Origin of the sequence: Citrobacter sp. Cpo221, assembly GCF_030332345.1 — a bacterium.
Taxonomy (GTDB): domain Bacteria; phylum Pseudomonadota; class Gammaproteobacteria; order Enterobacterales; family Enterobacteriaceae; genus Citrobacter; species Citrobacter portucalensis.
Map to the genome: position 1 here is coordinate 263,363 of NZ_JAOWIA010000029.1, position 17,125 is coordinate 280,487.

The 17,125-nt window shown below is 52.0% G+C and carries 6 protein-coding genes; 3 read left to right on the forward strand and 3 right to left on the reverse strand.

Annotated elements, in window-relative coordinates:
• Positions 1-42 precede the first annotated feature (42 nt).
• From OGY72_RS02440 to OGY72_RS02450, 3 genes are all read right to left on the reverse strand, one after another.
• Entirely contained in the window at positions 43-9,363 is a 9,321-nt protein-coding gene (locus OGY72_RS02440; protein ID WP_286546604.1) for an autotransporter outer membrane beta-barrel domain-containing protein, read from the reverse strand.
• Between the two features lie 196 nt (positions 9,364-9,559).
• Positions 9,560-10,138 (reverse strand): LuxR C-terminal-related transcriptional regulator, encoded by a 579-nt coding sequence (locus OGY72_RS02445; protein ID WP_003831151.1) that lies wholly within the window; start codon positions 10,136-10,138, stop codon positions 9,560-9,562.
• A 617-nt stretch (positions 10,139-10,755) separates the two neighbouring features.
• A complete protein-coding gene (locus tag OGY72_RS02450) occupies positions 10,756-11,931 on the reverse strand; it encodes a coiled-coil domain-containing protein (protein ID WP_149384105.1) in 1,176 nt (391 codons plus the stop codon).
• A gap of 299 nt (positions 11,932-12,230) precedes the next feature.
• Here OGY72_RS02450 and OGY72_RS02455 point away from each other — a divergent pair, with 299 nt between their 5' ends.
• The 3 genes from OGY72_RS02455 (at position 12,231) to pheP (ending at position 17,093) form a co-directional block, all read left to right on the forward strand.
• Positions 12,231-13,313 carry a YncE family protein gene (locus OGY72_RS02455; protein ID WP_149384106.1) on the forward strand — a complete coding sequence of 361 codons (1,083 nt, stop codon included), beginning with the start codon at positions 12,231-12,233 and terminating at the stop codon, positions 13,311-13,313.
• A gap of 88 nt (positions 13,314-13,401) precedes the next feature.
• Positions 13,402-15,570: a TonB-dependent receptor gene (locus tag OGY72_RS02460; protein ID WP_370613235.1), complete on the forward strand. Its 2,169-nt coding sequence runs from the start codon at positions 13,402-13,404 to the stop codon at positions 15,568-15,570.
• Between the two features lie 128 nt (positions 15,571-15,698).
• On the forward strand, positions 15,699-17,093 hold the full coding sequence (gene pheP, locus OGY72_RS02465; RefSeq protein WP_008784036.1) for a phenylalanine transporter: 1,395 nt from the start codon (positions 15,699-15,701) through the stop codon (positions 17,091-17,093).
• Positions 17,094-17,125 lie beyond the last annotated feature (32 nt).

Here is a 17,125-nt window from a genome sequence, read left to right on the forward strand (position 1 = left end):
AAAAGCCCCCTGCAGAACAGGGGGCTGGTGAGTTATGTCTGCTTAGAACGATTTCTTAAAGCCGATAGAGGCATTGACCGGCGCTTCTACCTGCGATTTACTGTCGCCGTTGCTGAATTGCGTACCCAGCTCACCGTAGACCTGCAGGTTTCTGTCGATGGACCATGACAGGCCGGCTGCAACTTCAGTGCTGGAGTACTGCTGTGAAGATTCCAGCGTGGTGGTGGCTACCGCATTGCTAAAGTGCGTTTTGTCTTTTGAACCCAGACCCTGCCAGACGTTAACCCTGCCGTACGGCTGGAATTTGCCATGGTTGGTGTCATAGTCAGCGACCAGACGCACGCCCAGACGCGCGGTAAAGGAATCCGCGGTATCCATTTTCACTTTCGTTGGGGTCACACCATCCAGCGTGCTGTTATCAAAGTCGCTGTACTGGTAGATCAACTGAGCCTGAGGTTCCAGACTCCATGCGCTGGCACCTAAACGGAACGATTTACCTACCTCTGTCGACGCCGTCAGCGTGTTGCCTCTGACCGTATACGAGCCGTTGTTACCGGTCGCCTCCAGGCGGGATTTATGGTTACCGTACTGCAGGACGTTATCAACATACATACCGTCACCCGAGAACCAGGTAGCATAGCCGCCGACGTAAAATGCGTTGTCGTCGATGTTACCGCCTTTGCCATCGCTGCCTGTCTTCGTGCCTTTTACGTTGCTGTCGATATCAAGGATGCTGGTATACATCCCGGCTTTCCAGCTTTCGTTAGCATACATATCAACGCCGACCTGAATGCCCATGGTATGGGAGCTGGTTTGCGTACCGGCCGCGTCATCCAGTTTGGTTTTGCCGGAGTAGCCAATCATTCTTGCCCACGCGCGATTGTCTTCATCAATGCCCGGTTTAACCTCGTCACCCATACGTTGGTGCATGTTACCCAACAGGCTAATATCACCCTGACGTACGACGCTGGCGAGGCCAGAATACAGCATGGTTTCTGGACGGTATTCACTTCTCAGATACCAGTTTTCACCCAGGCCTTGAGCATTACCCGCATGCAGTTGGTACTCAAACGCACCTGCAGCCATACGATCGGCGGCAAGATGGAAGGCATCCCGCGACGTTTGTGCGGTGGTGGTTGCGCCATTGAGCGCTGTCACCACTTCGATACCATCCCCAATGGTCGGCGCGCCGAGACCAGAACCATCGACATCCAGCAGCGTGCTACCGCTGGCTTTACCGCCATCGATAATCAGACGGTCGGCAATGCCTGCGCCGCTACCATTCTGGATAGCCGCCATGTTGATAGTCCCTTTTTCGCCGGTGTAATCCCCTTTGACGGTTAAGGTTGTGCCAGTCTGCTGACCGATGAGCGAGACATCGCCACCGTTGCTCAGGCCTGCTACCGTTTGGTTGTAACCCTGAGTGTTCAACGTGGTGTCTGCGACCACATAGTGGTGAGATGCGGCACTCAGGGTGTTGGCATTACCTGCTTGCAACACGCCGTTGGCGATCAACGTCGCGCCGCTGTAGCTGTTTTCACCTTGCAGCTCGGTAATGCCGCTACCGGTCTGATGCAACTGGCCTTTACCACTGATGTTGCCGGTCAGCGCCAGGGTATCGCCACGATTGACGTTGAGTACGCCGTTATCAACGACATCCCCCTGAATGCTGCCGATATCACCGCCGTTACCCAGCTGTAAAACACCTTGTTCGATGGTGGTGCCACCGGTGTAGGTGTTATCCAGCGTCAGGGTGAGGGAGCCTTTACCGGTTTTGGTCAGTTGACCGTTACCCTCGACTTCAGTCAGCAGAGAAACGTCATGCCCGTTGGTGTCGAATGTCCCGCCTCCGGATTCCAGCGTCACCTGACGGGCAGTATCAAACGCTTCGCCATACTTCAGCGTACCGCCATTAAAGGTAATTCCCGTATCTGCCGCACCCAGGTTGGTATCGCCCGCTACCTGCAGCGTCCCGGAGGTGATGGTCGTTCCGCCGCTGTAGGTGTTGTCGCCCGTGAGGATGAGGGTACCGAGATCGCCTTTATTCAGGCCACCGGTACCACGGATAACGCTGTCGATAGTCGCGGTGTAATTGGCGCCGTCTACTGTGCCATCGCCAACGCGAATCAGGGTGTTGGCCGTATCGGTGGTAATGGCTTCGCCGCCCACGCGATAACCATCGGTGGCGAACTGCGCGCCGCTAATGATGACGTCGCCTTTGCTGTTATCGACGGTCACGTTGCCTGCTTCACCCTGGAAGACGGCAAACGCGGCATCGGTAAACGGTGCGTTCAGCGCGCCTTCCGGCGTTGATTCATCGGTAGTCCAGTTGTCGTTACCCTGGCTGGATTGCCAGATACCGTCGCCGCCGTTGATGACGCCGTTATTTTTCAGCTCGCCATTCTCACCGCCGGTGCCGTCCCAGAAGCGCAGCGTCAGTCCGGCGTGGTTGACCAGGTTGACCTGATTTTTCACCGATGTCTGCACGTACAGGCTGTCTGCCGCTTCCGGCGCGTTAGCAATATCCATCACATTATTGGTCAATGTGCCGGTGTAGTTGATGACGCGGTAAACGCCGACATCAAAGCTGCCGCCCGGTGAGGTTTCAATGTTGAGCTTACCGTCAAGCGTCAGATCGCCGTTTACGTCAATCAAGTCGTTGAAGGCACCGCCCGGGGTGTAAGCCTGACCAAACTGATAATCCAGCTGTGCGTTATCACTGAGCGTCAGCGAACCGGTAGTCAGTTTACCCACGCTGTTGATAGCTGCACCCGCGGTAATATGGCCGTCGTCCAGCACATCAACCGCGCCGCCGATAATCCCGTTACCGCCGAGCGTTGCCCCGGATTTCACCGTCACCTGGCCGGTAGCCGCAGACTGATTACCGTTGACCAGCAGCACGCCTTCATTGACGTCAGTGGTACCGGTGTACGTGTTGTCGCCGGTCAGCGTTAAGGTACCGTCACCGATTTTCACCAGGCTGCCGTCGTTGCCGCTGATAATGCCGCTGATGGTGTCATCAAGATGCAGATTACCCAGCGACAGTTCTTTATTGCCCAGTTCGACATTACCCGCGCCGGACAACGAGCCGATAGACGTTGCGCTGTCGACTGCGCTGATATCGACCTTACCGCCCGCCAGGTTTTTAACGACGGTGTTCTCTGCCATCGCCTGGTCAGCAAAGGTCATCAGTCCGCTGTTGTTCACGGTGGCATTGCCGCCGCTGGCATTTTCTTCCAGCGCCAGAGTACTGTCTTTTGACACGTTAACCGTCGCGTTGCCCGCGGTGGCGTTGTTGGTTAACACCGCTTTCGCCGTGCCCGTCAGGTTCAGCATTGCACTGGCGGCGGTGACGTTATCTGCCAGCGTTAACAGGCTGTCGGCGATGTTCATGGTCAGTGATTTCAGGCTGGTATCTGTCCCGCTGACATTGAGCGTCGCGCCCTTATTGACGTTCACGGTGCTGCTTTCATTACTGCCAAAGGCTCCGGTTTTGCTGACGTTGACCGTCACATTGTTGGCGTTTCCGGTACCGGCAATTTCTGTGTCGCCTTTGTAGCTGTTTGCGCGGTCGAGCGACAAGGTGCTGCCCGCATCGCTAGAGCTACTGGTGACTTTCAGTTTACCGTCGCCGGTAATCTCCCCGGTTGGCGTGAAGTGGTGCGAATTGAGATCGAATACCGCTGCGTTCTCATTCGCTCCCAGCTCAATGGTGCGATTGCTGGTCAGGTCCGCGCCCAGTTGCAGCGTTGAACCGTTATTGATTGCCAGGTCAGTTCCGCTCTGGCCGAGATTGCTGTCGGAGGAGATCTGCAACGTGCCGCCATCAATGCGTGTGCCGCCGCGATACTCGTTATCGCCGCTGAGGATCAGACGGCCAAGGTCGGTTTTCACCAGCGTCAGCTTGTCAGCAGTACTGGCTTCGCGGATAACAGACTCAATGGTCGCGGTATAGTTTTGCCCCGCGCCACCGGCGCCAACGCGCAGCAGCAGTTCGCCAGTTCCCGGCGTCTGGCCTGCGTGGGTCGCGTTTTCCGTGGTGGCATACGCGTTAAGCGCATCGCCTTTAACGACATAGCCATCGGCATCAAACTGTGCCCCGGAGAAGTTAACTTCTCCCGCGGCGTTGTCCACGGTAACTGTACCGCCTTTGGTGGTGAAGACGGCGAAGGACTTCTGTGCCCAAGGGGCGTTACCTTCACCGGTTGCGGTGGTCCAGTTGTTATCACCCTGGCTGCCGATTGCCATCCATTTGCCATCGCCACCGTCAATTTTGTTGTCGCCTTCAATGCCCGACGCGCCGTGGCTCTGATTGACGGTTGCGCCGTCCCAGAACTGCAGGGTAACGCCGTTGGCGTTCACCAGGTTGACCTGTTTGTCGATGGAGGTCTGGACAAAAATATTGCTCTTGTCCTGGCTATCCGGTATCGCGCCTAATTCCAGCGTCTGGTTATCCAGCGTGCCGCCGTAGTTATAGATACGGTAAACGCCCGGTCCGAAGTTACCGCCCTGTGAAGTGGTGACATCCAGAGTCCCGTCCAGTTGCAGATCGCCTGCGACGTTAATCAGATCGTTTAGCGCGCCGCCTGGCGTATAGGCCTGACCCAGTTCGAAAGCGGAAGTCGTTTTGCTACCAAGCTGCAGATTACCGTTAATGGATAACGTACCCGCACCGCTGTCACCGGCGCTGAGGGTCGTGGCATCGTTCATCAGTACGTTGCCGCCGATAGTGCCTTTACCGCCAAGTGTGGACGTGCCGCTAACGGTGGTGGCACCGTTAGCCAAGCTTTGATCGCCATTCACCAGCAGCGTGCCGTTGGTAACGGTGGTGTCGCCGGTATAGGTGTTGTTGCCGTTCAGACGGGTAATGCCGCCGCCGATTTGCTGCAGCGCGCCGATACCGGAGATTACGCCGTTGAGCCAAACTTTATCAGCTCTATTAACGATAAGTACGCCGTCATCGAGAATATTCGACACGGCGCTGACTTCGCCTGTATTTCCACCGTCACCCAACTGCAGCGTACCGGTTTGAGCGATAGTGGTAGAGCCGGTATAGGTATTGTTGGCGGTAAAGACCGTGGTGCCGCCCGCTGCACGTTCAAATTTCCCGTTGCCGCTGATGATACCGCGATAAATTTGCGCCGCTGAAGCATCACCCTGGGTATCGAAGATAACCCGGCTGCCTGCGCCCTGGGTCGTAACATTGTAATCGCCAATGCTTGCTGCAGTACTGGTCGGCTCGACGTGGTCGCCGGTGCTCAGGGTTGCGCCATTGTTTACGGCGATGGTTTTGCTTGCCAGCGTCAGGTTTTCTACGACGCGGACATCCGCGTTTGAGCCGCTGATGGTCAGCGAATCCCAGCCGGTGCCGATGTTGGTGCCAGTGGTCAGATTGTCGCTTGCCAGCGTACCAATCTTCGCACCTTTTGTATCTGTGAAGGTGAGGGCGTTTCCGCTACCTGCTTCAGTAGTGACGTGGCGTGTTTTATCCAGCGTCACATTGCCGATGTTGGCTTTATTGTTGCCGCCAGTACCGGCGAAATTCACTTCACCCGCATAGGAGCCACTACGCCAGTTAAAGGTGTCCGTACCTTCGCCGGTATTGATTACGCCACTGGTTACACCGCCGCTGATATCAATGGTGTCATTACCTTTACCGGACTGAATGGCCACGGACGTGTCGTTGATGGCCTGCAGGGTTCCCGTGTTGGTAATGGTTTTATTACTGTCGCCGCTGGCGTCAATCACCGGTGAGGTGGTGCTGGCAGAAATAATCTTGCCGCTGTTGTTCAATTCTGTAATATTTTTTGCAATGATCGCCGAACCGCCTGCGCTGCTATGCACGTTGATGTCGGCATTGGTGGTGATACGACCGCTGGTATTTGCGCGGATACCGCTGCCTTCGCCGTTCCGCACCTCAATGGTATAGCCTTTGCCGATGGTCAGATCGCCCGTTACCGAGTCGCCATTGCGTTCTTCAAAAGCGAAGCCGGTACCTTTCCCGTTGACGTTGAGGATGTTGTTCAACCCATCGTTCATGTTCAGCGCCACGCTAGTCCGAATCCCCGGACCATCGTTGGCATTGATGGTCACATCATTGAGCGAGATATCGGTGTTGTTGGCATCGTTCTGAATACCTGCACCAGTCCCTTTCGCGCTGATAGTCACACCTTTTGCAGCCAGCTTACCCGCTCCCGTATCGAGACGAATACCGTCTGCTGAACCATTGGTCGTGATGGCATCGCCGGCATCACCGGTAATACTCAGGCTTGCACGATTGGTCAGCAGAACCCCTGCGGTTCCATCATCAACGGCTACCTGGCCCAGTCTTTTTATCTGGGCGCTGTCACCTGAAGCCAGTACGCCAATACCGTTGCTGACATGCAGGGCGCTGGAAGAGTTGTTAGTTAAGCTCCCGCCTTCTTGCACATCAACGCCGATGCTGTTTACGCTGTCCAGATCGATAATCGATTTGGTGTTGAGGATCAGGTTACCCAGATTCCTCGCCACATAGGCGATAACCTTGTTGCCGCTGGTTTCAGAGGTAATGCTGGCATCAGAGGTGAGGGTTGTCTCCACCGTTTTACCCTGTTCGGAGCCGTTTAAATTATGCCCCTTGCCGTCAACAATCCCGGCAGTGGTTCCTACACTGGTCAAATTGATGATGGTTTTATCGCTAATATTACCGCTTGCGCCGCCTTCAATCACAATGGCAGTTGCGCCCATCCCCCCAATGTTGAATGTCGCTTCACCGGTGACAACGTCAGTACCTTTCCCTGTACCCAGTACACCAACAGAGTTGTTACCGCTGAGTGATAGTTTAAGATCGGAGTAAGCTCCGCTCACGGGGTCCTTACTGTTACCGGCAAATTTGGCGCCCTCAGCAACACGGAAGATAGTGGTATTAACCTGACCATTATCATTCATCTCCGTCTTGCCAATGTTAGCGACAGCATTGGAGCCGTATAAAAAGTAGCCTATCTGGTCGGTGCTGTTAAATACAGGGCTACTGTCGTTATTGATATTCGCCGTCGCACTGCCACGAACGTGCACCCCGATGTCCCCGGTGCCCTTCAGCGTAATACCGGAAGAGATATCCGCAATCGCCTGCTTTCCAGCGGAGCCTTCAACCCAAATAGCGTAGTTACGCTCGTTGGTACTACCTTCACCGTTCACTGTAATTTGACCGGCCTGGCTGGTGGTGACTTTGGCATCCGAGCTGCCTGCACGAACATGAATGCCAATATTACTTTTGCCGTTAACATTAATCTGGCCGTCATTACGAATAGTTTGACCAGCATTTGCGCCGCTGTTATGCACCGACATCCCGTAGTTTGACAGTCCGGATGTCGCACCATTAACTGAGATTTCGCCGGAGTTGATAACATTCCCGCTCGCACCAGCGACCAGTAAGCCAGCTGCGTTACGTACGCCGGTTCCGAGGGTAATTTTCCCTTCGTTAGTCACAGTCCCTGCGCCGCGCACATGGATACCTGCGCTGAGGTTAGCGCCGCCAGTCAATTCGACATCCTGTGCGGTGTTAGAACCATCACGACCGAGATAAATCGTGGCGTCAGTACTGTTAGTGAAATTGGCATTTTCAGCCACTTCAACGCCATAAGCGGTACCTTTCCCGAAGGAGGTGCCGTTGGCGTTACCGTCCACCACATTGATCGTTTTGTTGTTAACCCCGGTTGAGTCTCCTGACAACAGCATCCCAATGGCCAGCGTAATTGGCGTTGTTACCGTGGTATTGGTATCCCACGGGTTGGCCGCAGAGGCGGTACCATAGTTACCTGTTGTGACAGCCTGGTTTATGATGCCATCGTTGGTGACAGTACTGGTCCCTTTGCCCTGCATACCGATAGCGCCGTAGCTATTAACAGCCTGTCGTCTATCTTTATCGATGAACAAACCGGAGTTGATGGTGCCGGTGTTGGTTGCCGTAGCATTTTCCGCCAGCATACCAATCGCCAGACTGTGGCCTGTGGAAGTACGCAGTGCGTTGAGGGAACCCTGGTTAGTAATGACAGCGCCATCTGCGCCTTTCATCACGCCATTAATGCTGCCATCTACCGCCAGCACAGAATCTTTGGTCACAGTGCCGGTCGCACCCGCGCCATGCGCGTATACGGCGTGCAGCTCGGTATTACCGATCGTGGCGTTATTGGTATGGCTTTTACCATCCTTCCAGACCTGGTATTGCCAATCAACCGAGCCGGTTACGGTATCGGATTGCAAAACGCTGCTAATCAGATCCGCATACCAATCTTCAACGTCTTTGAGCGACATCGTGCCGCGATTGGCATCCAGCATCAGCTGAAGTTGACTGACCTTTTGCCCCTGCGAATTTAAAACCGTTGCATCACTTTCGCCCAGCAGCCAGTCGTTAAGATCGCCCAGTTCCTGAGTATTGGTGATATCAAACTCCTGAGTGCCGGTTTTCACTGCATCACCGTTGCTATCGTATCCGTAGGTATCGATAGTCAATACTTTGCCGAACTGGTCCATTGTCTGAGAACCGTTAAAGGTTTCGTTCGGGACGACGGGGGCGGCGCCAAAAGAGATGTAGTTATCGGAAATCCAGTTAACCTTGCTGCCTGTACCGCTGGCTTCAAGCAAGGCGCTATTTTTGGCAAGGAGTTTGATGGTGTTTTCTGCATCGCGGGCATTTTTCTGATCGTTACCAATGTTCAGATTGGCCGTCGAACCGTCGCTGGCCTGCGCAATGCCAAAGTTGTTGTAGATTTTAGAAAGGGTTGAGTCATAGGTATTTAACGTTATGCCATCTAACGGAGTTTCGGTCAGATAGCGAACCAGTTCATCGGTGTTGTAGACCTGCATAGCCGCAGGGGTTTCTAATGCAGGATCGATGATAGGAATTTCTTTATCTTGCGAAGGTGTCGTTGATGGCTGGTTGAAGTAATACTTTTTCAGATCTTCAACTTCGGTAATCGGGGTGCTAACGCCCCCAATGTTCGCCGTGAGCGTAATCTTCTTTTGCTCTAGCAACTGCTCAATAGTGGCTGATTCGACCAGCCCGGTTTGGCCTTGTTCAATTTTCGGCAATGCGCCAGTGACGTTTAACACTGCACCGTTAGTGGCGTTCTTGTAGAGGAAGCCATCATTGTGGATGTCGTCGTTCGTGCCCGGTTGAATAACAACATTGTTATAATCAACGGAAATATCATGATCGCCAGTTTCATCCGCCATAACAAGCGGAGAGGTGCTGAGTAATGCCGTTGCTGCCAATACCGCAACCGTTTTACGCGAGCTGCTTTTTTTCTTTCCTTTGGTTAATTCAGAAACGACCACCCAGATACCGAGCGCCGCGTTCCAAATAATGCTGTAAACTTTGTTCATATATAACCCTCGTCTACATTCCTGTTATGCATGTGTTAATACATTGAGTTGTTGGCTATGGTTGGCACGCGGATGTGCTACCCGGTAATAGATTTTTGGGAATAGGGTTTCCTTCCGTGCGATGCGGAATTAAAAAGCGAGTCGAAAGAAAACCTTTTTAAATAATAACCGTGATAATTGTCCTTAAATAAGTCAGTTACGGCTGGCTATAGTGGGAAATGGTGTACTTGAGCCGGGTGTTATTTTTGCCGAGTTTTCTGGCAATATTGCTTTTGTACGCCCCGATGGTTTTTTCACTTTTTTGTGATGCCCCGGCGATTTGTGTCAGTGACCATCCTCGGGCAAGCATCATCATTACGTTGAATTCGTTTGCTGTGATCTTGTTTTGTAATGCTTTGATATTATGTTGGTTATTGTTCTTTGTGATACGTGTAACGGTATGGTGTAGCCGATCAAGACTGGTATCTTGATCAAGAAACAGCATGTTCTTCCCACAAACGGTTTGAAAAAGAGTAAAAGTAGCTTCATCTGCCAAAACAATAATTTTGGTGACAGGTCGTAAAGCCATGTTGCGGATAATCCTGGCATATTTTAAAAAATCTGATTTGTCAGGATTAATGATGATGCAATCCGTTTCATAAGGAAGCATTTTGACAGCAGATAGCGTCTGGGAGGAGTAATACGCGATATCAATATATAATGATGAGCCACGTAGGATTTCTCGCATGCCTAGCCAAGGGTAAATTGAGTCACCCAAAAAAATAGCCTTTGACATAACGATCTCCTTGAAATTTTGGTGCAAGCAGCCGCCTCTTTTTGTAGGTTAAAAAAGAGTTTCTTGCGACGCGTGAAATGTTAATTAAATCTCGTATAACGTTCTGTGCTGTGAACGTATCCTTATTAATTCCAGATTAAACAGATATTTTCTGTATTTATTAGAATCATTAACTATTCTTAAAGTAGATATTACACTTTGTTAAAATTTAAGATAAATCGTTTATTTCAGCTCTGCGTAAATGATTGATAGATTTCGCTTATGAATCGCGTGAATAATGATTGAGTGATTACTATAAAGACAGGGTATTCCTATCCATTTTGGAGGGGATTTATATGAAAAACATTATATTTCAGATGGATACCCGTTTTTCTTAATGGGCTTACTGGTTGGTAGGAGAATTCTTAATCAAGACCAGGACAAAGAGCAGGGGCGTCGAGGGGAAGAGAGAAATATCGCTAAATTTGCAGTTATCGACCTGAAACTCGAGTATTCAGGTTGATAATTCTTAGTGTTGTGAATTTTTTAGGGAATTATCCTATTTTTGGCTTTTTGTGCTTAATTTTAAAAACTCACTTGAAGAGGTTGTTTTTTCTGATTGCTATTGCTGATAGGGCTTAGCCCGCCAACAGTTCCTGTTCAACCTGATGCACCTGCTGTTCCAGCGTATTGCGGATTTCCGTAAGCGCCCGTTGTTGATCGGAGAAGTAGGCTTCTTTATCTGTCACGGAGGTGGCAAGCCGCCAGGCGTTCTCGGCTTCCAGTTCGGTAATCTCTTTGAGCAGCGCGTTAATTTGTTCTCTGAGCTGCTGTATTTTGCTGCGTAAATGCTGCAAATCGTTCAATCGGTCACTCGCCATCATCGGTTCGAGGCCGCTTTGCAATTGAGTCAGTAGCGCCCGGACGGTGGCAAGATCGGCATTTTGGCGCGCCTGGTTAAGCTGCACCATCATCTGATGCGCCTTCTCTTTCAGATCATCGGCTACCACGTCCGGGTGGCAAAGACGGCTGGCCTGACGCCACAGGCGTTTTAACTCATTACGTTCATCAGAGGAAAGCCGCTGGTCACGGCTAAAACGATGCTGTGCATCCTGCTGCTGCTCCTGATATTCATCATATTCATGGCTGGCCTCTTCCTGTGCCCGACGGGTTGCGCTGTCGTCCTGGCGAGAAAAGTCGTTTTCCAGCTCACGAATCTCCGCCAGCAGGGCGGTAATCAGTTCAGTTTGCTGCTGAATACGTTGGCGTGTTTCCACCGATTCGCGCGAATCTGAATTCTGGTTCATCCAGTGCTGCTTGAGCCTGGCCAGTTGATCAACAGCCTGGGAAATATAGTGCTGACAGGATTGATAGTCTTTTTCCCGGCGTTTTCGCTCTGCTTCCTGTTTGCGCTGGGCGCTGGCGGCGAGCTGTTTACGCAGTTCGAGGATGCGGCTCATCAGCGGTCCAAGACGAAGGTGATACAGATCGTTGAAATCATCGAGGATTTGAATGCGCGTGTTGCGCTTATCGATCAGGTCACGCAGCTGTGTTTCGAGCGCTTTGAGTTCCAGCTTACTGGCGGCAATGGCTGGATCCTGCCACGTAGAGACTGCTCGTTGAGATTGCAGCCAGGCCGATATTTCACGCAGGGCATCACTAAAGCGTCGTTCTTCGATCGCCTGCACAATGGTGCCAGGTACGACTGACAAAGGCTCATTTTTAAGATGCGCCACCTGCTGGAAAATAATCTCCTCATCTTCCAGTTCAATAGCGCTTTTGACGATTTCCAGTCGTTTGATGATCTTATTCATGACAGTCGTTGCCTGGCCTGACTAAAAAACGAGTGGCTGAAGTACAACAGGTTCACCCGTTTGAAAATGTTAGAAAAACAGTAAAGCGCATTCTGTGGCCTGCGATGCCTTTTCGTCCAGAATAATTCACTGTAATTATGAAAAACCGGAAGTCGCGCGCACCTGTCTGCATCTTCAAACCTCTGTTTCATGTTTTTTACTCTCGGGTAATTATTCTTGATTCAGTAAAGATAATGCGTATAGTTCTCATTCTCTTTTGTTATTAACTCCCTGTATTACTTCTGGTAAGGATCCCGACAATGAAAAAAACAACATCCGCGCTGGCATTGCTGATTGCTGCGGCGTTAAGCGGTTGTGCGGCGCATACCACGCCAGCCAGCAACGCCAGCGTTACGGAAAAAACAGCGCAACCTGCCGTCAGTGATGTGCAACAACGCGCGCTGGCGGATGGGTTATATGAAATGGCGCTTAGCCCGGCAGGAGATGCGTTGTACGTTGCCAGCGCCGAAGGATTTAAAGATGTGCAGGGCGGCGTGGTTTACAAGCTGGATCCAAAAACGCTTAAAACGCTCGGCTTGAGTCATACCGATATGAAAAACTTTGGTATGGCTATCTCGCCGGACGGTAAAACAGTGTATGTCACCAACTCACTGGATGGTGGCCTGAGCGCGCTGAATACCGCTGACGGCAAAGTGAAAAATCGCGTACTGTTCCCGGAACGTAACCCAGAAGGTTTCCCGTATGGTGCGCGCCAGGTGCTGCTGCATAACGGTTTGCTCTATATTGGTGCCGTGGCGGATCCGGCGGTGATTTGGGTGGTTGACGCTGAAACCCTGAAGCTGAAAACCCGCATTAAAAATACGGGTAAATGGATGACCGGACTGCATTATTCCGACGTGACGCAGCGAATTTATGCAGCTAACGGCGGCGGTGAAATCCTCGTCATCAACCCGCGTAACCAGCGTGTTGAAAAACGCTGGCAGCCGCTGGGTGAACAACCTGCGCTGCTGCTGAATATGGCAGAGGACGCGCAAACGGGTCGCCTGTTTGTCACCGACAACTCGAAAGCGAAGACCACCTTGGTGCTGGATATCCATACCGGTAAGCTGCTGAAAAAACTGGATGTAGGCGATTCGCTGGCGGTGAAATTCAACGCAAAACGCAACGAAATCTATATTACCCAGCGTGATTCAGGGAAATTACTCAGCCTGAATGCGACCGATTACAGCGTGAAGAAAAGCTGGGACTTACCGCCTAACCCTAACAGCCTGCTGCTCTCGGCGGATGGGCAAACCCTGTTTGTTACCGTGAAACAGAAATTTAATAAAGACCACTCCACCTCTGCGCCAGATAACGTGGTGCGTATCGATCTGAATAAATAATAACAACATGTTGCCGGGGGCTCTCCGGCAACGTCGTCAGACTTTTAATGGCATGGCTATGGACAACACTAAAACATACACACTCTTAATGAGAAAAACTGTGCTGGCCGCAACTATTGGCGCGCTTTCCGGCACGGTGAATGCTGCTGAGACCCCCACGGAAGCGGAAGAGACCATTGTGGTGCAGGCCGCAGAGAGAAGTGATTTTAAACCCGGTGGAGATACGTTACTGCCCGCTTTTCTCGACGGTCAGGTTGCTAATGGCGGCAGGCTGGGGATGCTTGGTCAGCAAAATGCCATGGATGTACCATTTAACGTTATAAGCTACACCTCAAAACTGGTCGAAGATCAGCAAGCTAAGACCGTTGCCGATGTTGTCGCCAATGACGCGAGCGTGCAGGCGGTACAAGGCTACGGTAACTATGCAGAGACATACCGTATTCGCGGTCTGAAACTTGACGGCGATGATATGACCTTTGGTGGATTATCTGGTGTGCTGCCGCGTCAGGTGGTGGATACGCAGATGATCGATCGTGTTGAAATCTTTAAAGGCGCGAATGGATTACTCAATGGCGCTGCCGGTAGCGGCGTTGGCGGAATGATTAATCTTGAACCCAAGCATGCAGACGATACGCCGATCACTCGCCTCGGTATGGATTACACCAGTGACTCACAGGTGGGAACGTCGCTCGATGCTGGACGCCGTTTTGGTGACAATAACCAGTTCGGTGCTCGTGTGAATCTGTTGCATCGTGAAGGGGAGGGGGCGGTTGACGACGATAAACGTCGTACCACGCTGGCATCACTGGGACTGGATTACCGTGGCGACCGTTTCCGCAGTTCATTAGACGTTGGGTATCAGAAAAAGACGTTTCACGGTGGCAACATGGGGATCAATATTTACTATGTGCCATTTGTCCCCGATCTGCCGAAAAATACGCACAACTATAGCCAGAGATGGGGTTATAGCGATATTGAGAATGAGTTCGGGATGGCGCGCACGGAATATGATCTGACCGAGAACTGGACCGCTTATGCCGGTTTAGGTGCGCAGCACGCGCATGAGATTGGCTTGTACAGCGCTCCGGAAATATACAACCAGGCCGGTGATGCGAAAGCCGGACGCCTTGATACCAATCGTATTATTGATGCGTTCAGCGGGATGGCAGGACTGCGCGGGAATTTTGATACGGGTTTTGTGTCGCATAAGGTTAATGTAGGTTATTCCGCCGTCACTAAAGAAGACAAAATCGCCTGGCGCATGGGGTCACGTGCCGCGCGCCCGGACGTCAATATCTACGATACACAGAATGTACCAAAACCGGCGGTGACGGCGACGGGAGGCAACTATAGCGATCCACTAACCAGTGGACGTACGCGTAGTCAGGGGTGGTTACTCAGCGATACGTTGGGTGTGCTTGATGATCAGCTTCTGTTTACCGTCGGCGCGCGCCACCAAAAGGTCGTGGTGCGTGATTACAACAAAGAAACTGGCGCTGAAAACGTTAAGAACAGTTTTGACGACAGCCGCTGGATGCCGACGTACGGTGTTGTATACAAGCCGTGGCAGGAACTCTCCCTATACGCGAACCATACCGAATCGTTACAGCCAGGCAGCACCGCGCCAAGCAGTGCAGTGAACTACGGTCAAAGCACCGGAATCATCCATGCAAAACAGAATGAGGTTGGGGTCAAAACAGACTTTGGACGTGTAGGCGGTTCACTGGCGCTGTTTGAAATCAAAATGCCGGTCGCCCAGTTGGATAGCCAGACCCGGTATTACGCAATCAACGGCGAGCAGCGTAACCGTGGTGTGGAGCTGAATGTTTTTGGTGAGCCGATGTTAGGACTGCGGCTGAATGCCAGTGCAACGTGGCTGGATGCGACGCTCAGTAAAAATCAAAACGGTGTCAACGACGGTAAGACGGCAATCGGCGTACCGGACTTCTATGCGGTGCTGGGTGCTGAATATGATATTAAACCTGTTGAAGGACTCACCGCGACGGCGCGGCTGAACCATTCTGGTGCTCAATATGCCAACGCGGCAAATACCAAGAAACTCGACAGTTTTACCACACTGGATTTAGGTGTGCGTTACCGTATGTCACTCAATCAAAACCAGAATCAGATGATTTTGCGTGCAGGGGTTGATAACGTCACCAACGAGAATTATTGGTCAGGTATTGATGATACCGGGACTTATCTGTTCCAGGGTGAGCCGCGCACGCTGAAGGTTTCCGTCAGTTACGACTTCTGATTTTTCTCCCGAGCCTCGGTGCGTTGGGCAAGGAAGCCCGGCGCATCCAATCGATTATTGCGCCTTGCGACAACCAGGTTGAAATGTTAAAAGAAGCCCCTTCAATAAAAACGACACAGGGGAAGGGCGTGAAAAACGCGTCAACTGCATCTGACACCAGCGTGTCTGATGCCGCGTCAACGAATGAGCCGACGCTTCAGCGGGGGTTGCAAAACCGCCATATTCAGTTAATTGCACTGGGCGGTGCAATTGGTACCGGCCTGTTTTTGGGCATTGGCCCGGCGATTCAGATGGCGGGACCTGCGGTGTTACTGGGTTACGGTGTTGCCGGGATCATCGCTTTTTTGATTATGCGTCAACTGGGCGAAATGGTAGTGGAAGAACCCGTTTCCGGATCCTTTGCCCATTTTGCCTATAAATACTGGGGACCGTTCGCGGGTTTTCTCTCCGGCTGGAACTACTGGGTGATGTTTGTGCTGGTCGGCATGGCGGAACTGACAGCGGCCGGGATCTATATGCAGTACTGGCTGCCAGATGTCCCGACCTGGATTTGGGCCGCGGCATTCTTCGTGATCATCAACGCCGTCAATCTGGTCAACGTACGCCTGTATGGCGAAACGGAATTCTGGTTCGCGCTGATTAAAGTGCTGGCTATTATCGGCATGATTGGTTTTGGTGTGTGGATGCTGTTTTCCGGTAACGGCGGGGAACATGCAAGCATCGATAACCTGTGGCGTTACAACGGCTTTTTTGCTACCGGCTGGAACGGATTAATTCTGTCGCTGGCGGTGATTATGTTCTCCTTTGGCGGGCTGGAGCTTATCGGAATTACTGCCGCAGAAGCGCAGGATCCGCAAAAAAGCATTCCGAAAGCGGTAAACCAGGTGGTGTACCGTATTCTGCTGTTTTACATCGGTTCTCTGGTGGTGCTGTTGGCGCTGTACCCATGGGTGGAAGTGAAATCCAATAGCAGCCCGTTCGTGATGATTTTCCATAATCTTGACAGCAACGTGGTGGCTTCTGCGCTGAACTTTGTCATCCTGGTGGCTTCGCTGTCGGTGTATAACAGCGGCGTTTACTCTAACAGCCGTATGCTATTTGGTCTCTCGGTTCAGGGGAACGCGCCGAAGTTCTTAACCCGCGTCAGCCGTCGCGGCGTACCGGTGAACTCACTGATCCTTTCCGGTGCTATTACGTCGCTGGTGGTACTCATCAACTATGTGCTGCCGCAAAAGGCCTTTAGCCTACTGATGGCGCTGGTGGTGGCGACGCTGCTGCTGAACTGGATTATGATCTGCCTGGCACATCTGCGATTCCGCGCGGCGATGCGTCGTAAGGGACGTGACACGCAGTTTAAAGCGCTGCTATATCCGGCAGGGAACTACCTGTGTATTGCTTTCCTTGGCATGATTCTGGTGCTGATGTGTACGATGGATGAGATGCGCCTGTCAGCTATCCTGCTGCCAGTGTGGATCCTGTTCCTGTTTGTTGCCTTCAAACTGCTGCGTCGTAAGTCCCGTTAAGTTTCTACCGATCTTGTTATTACCGATCCCAT

Excerpts from the sequence above, each read along its gene's own strand:
- OGY72_RS02440 (WP_286546604.1), bottom strand. The coding sequence starts at position 9,363 with ATGAACAAAGTTTACAGCATTATTTGGAACGCGGCGCTCGGTATCTGG.
- OGY72_RS02445 (WP_003831151.1), bottom strand. The coding sequence starts at position 10,138 with ATGTCAAAGGCTATTTTTTTGGGTGACTCAATTTACCCTTGGCTAGGC.
- OGY72_RS02450 (WP_149384105.1), bottom strand. The coding sequence starts at position 11,931 with ATGAATAAGATCATCAAACGACTGGAAATCGTCAAAAGCGCTATTGAA.
- OGY72_RS02455 (WP_149384106.1), top strand. The coding sequence starts at position 12,231 with ATGAAAAAAACAACATCCGCGCTGGCATTGCTGATTGCTGCGGCGTTA.
- OGY72_RS02460 (WP_370613235.1), top strand. The coding sequence starts at position 13,402 with ATGAGAAAAACTGTGCTGGCCGCAACTATTGGCGCGCTTTCCGGCACG.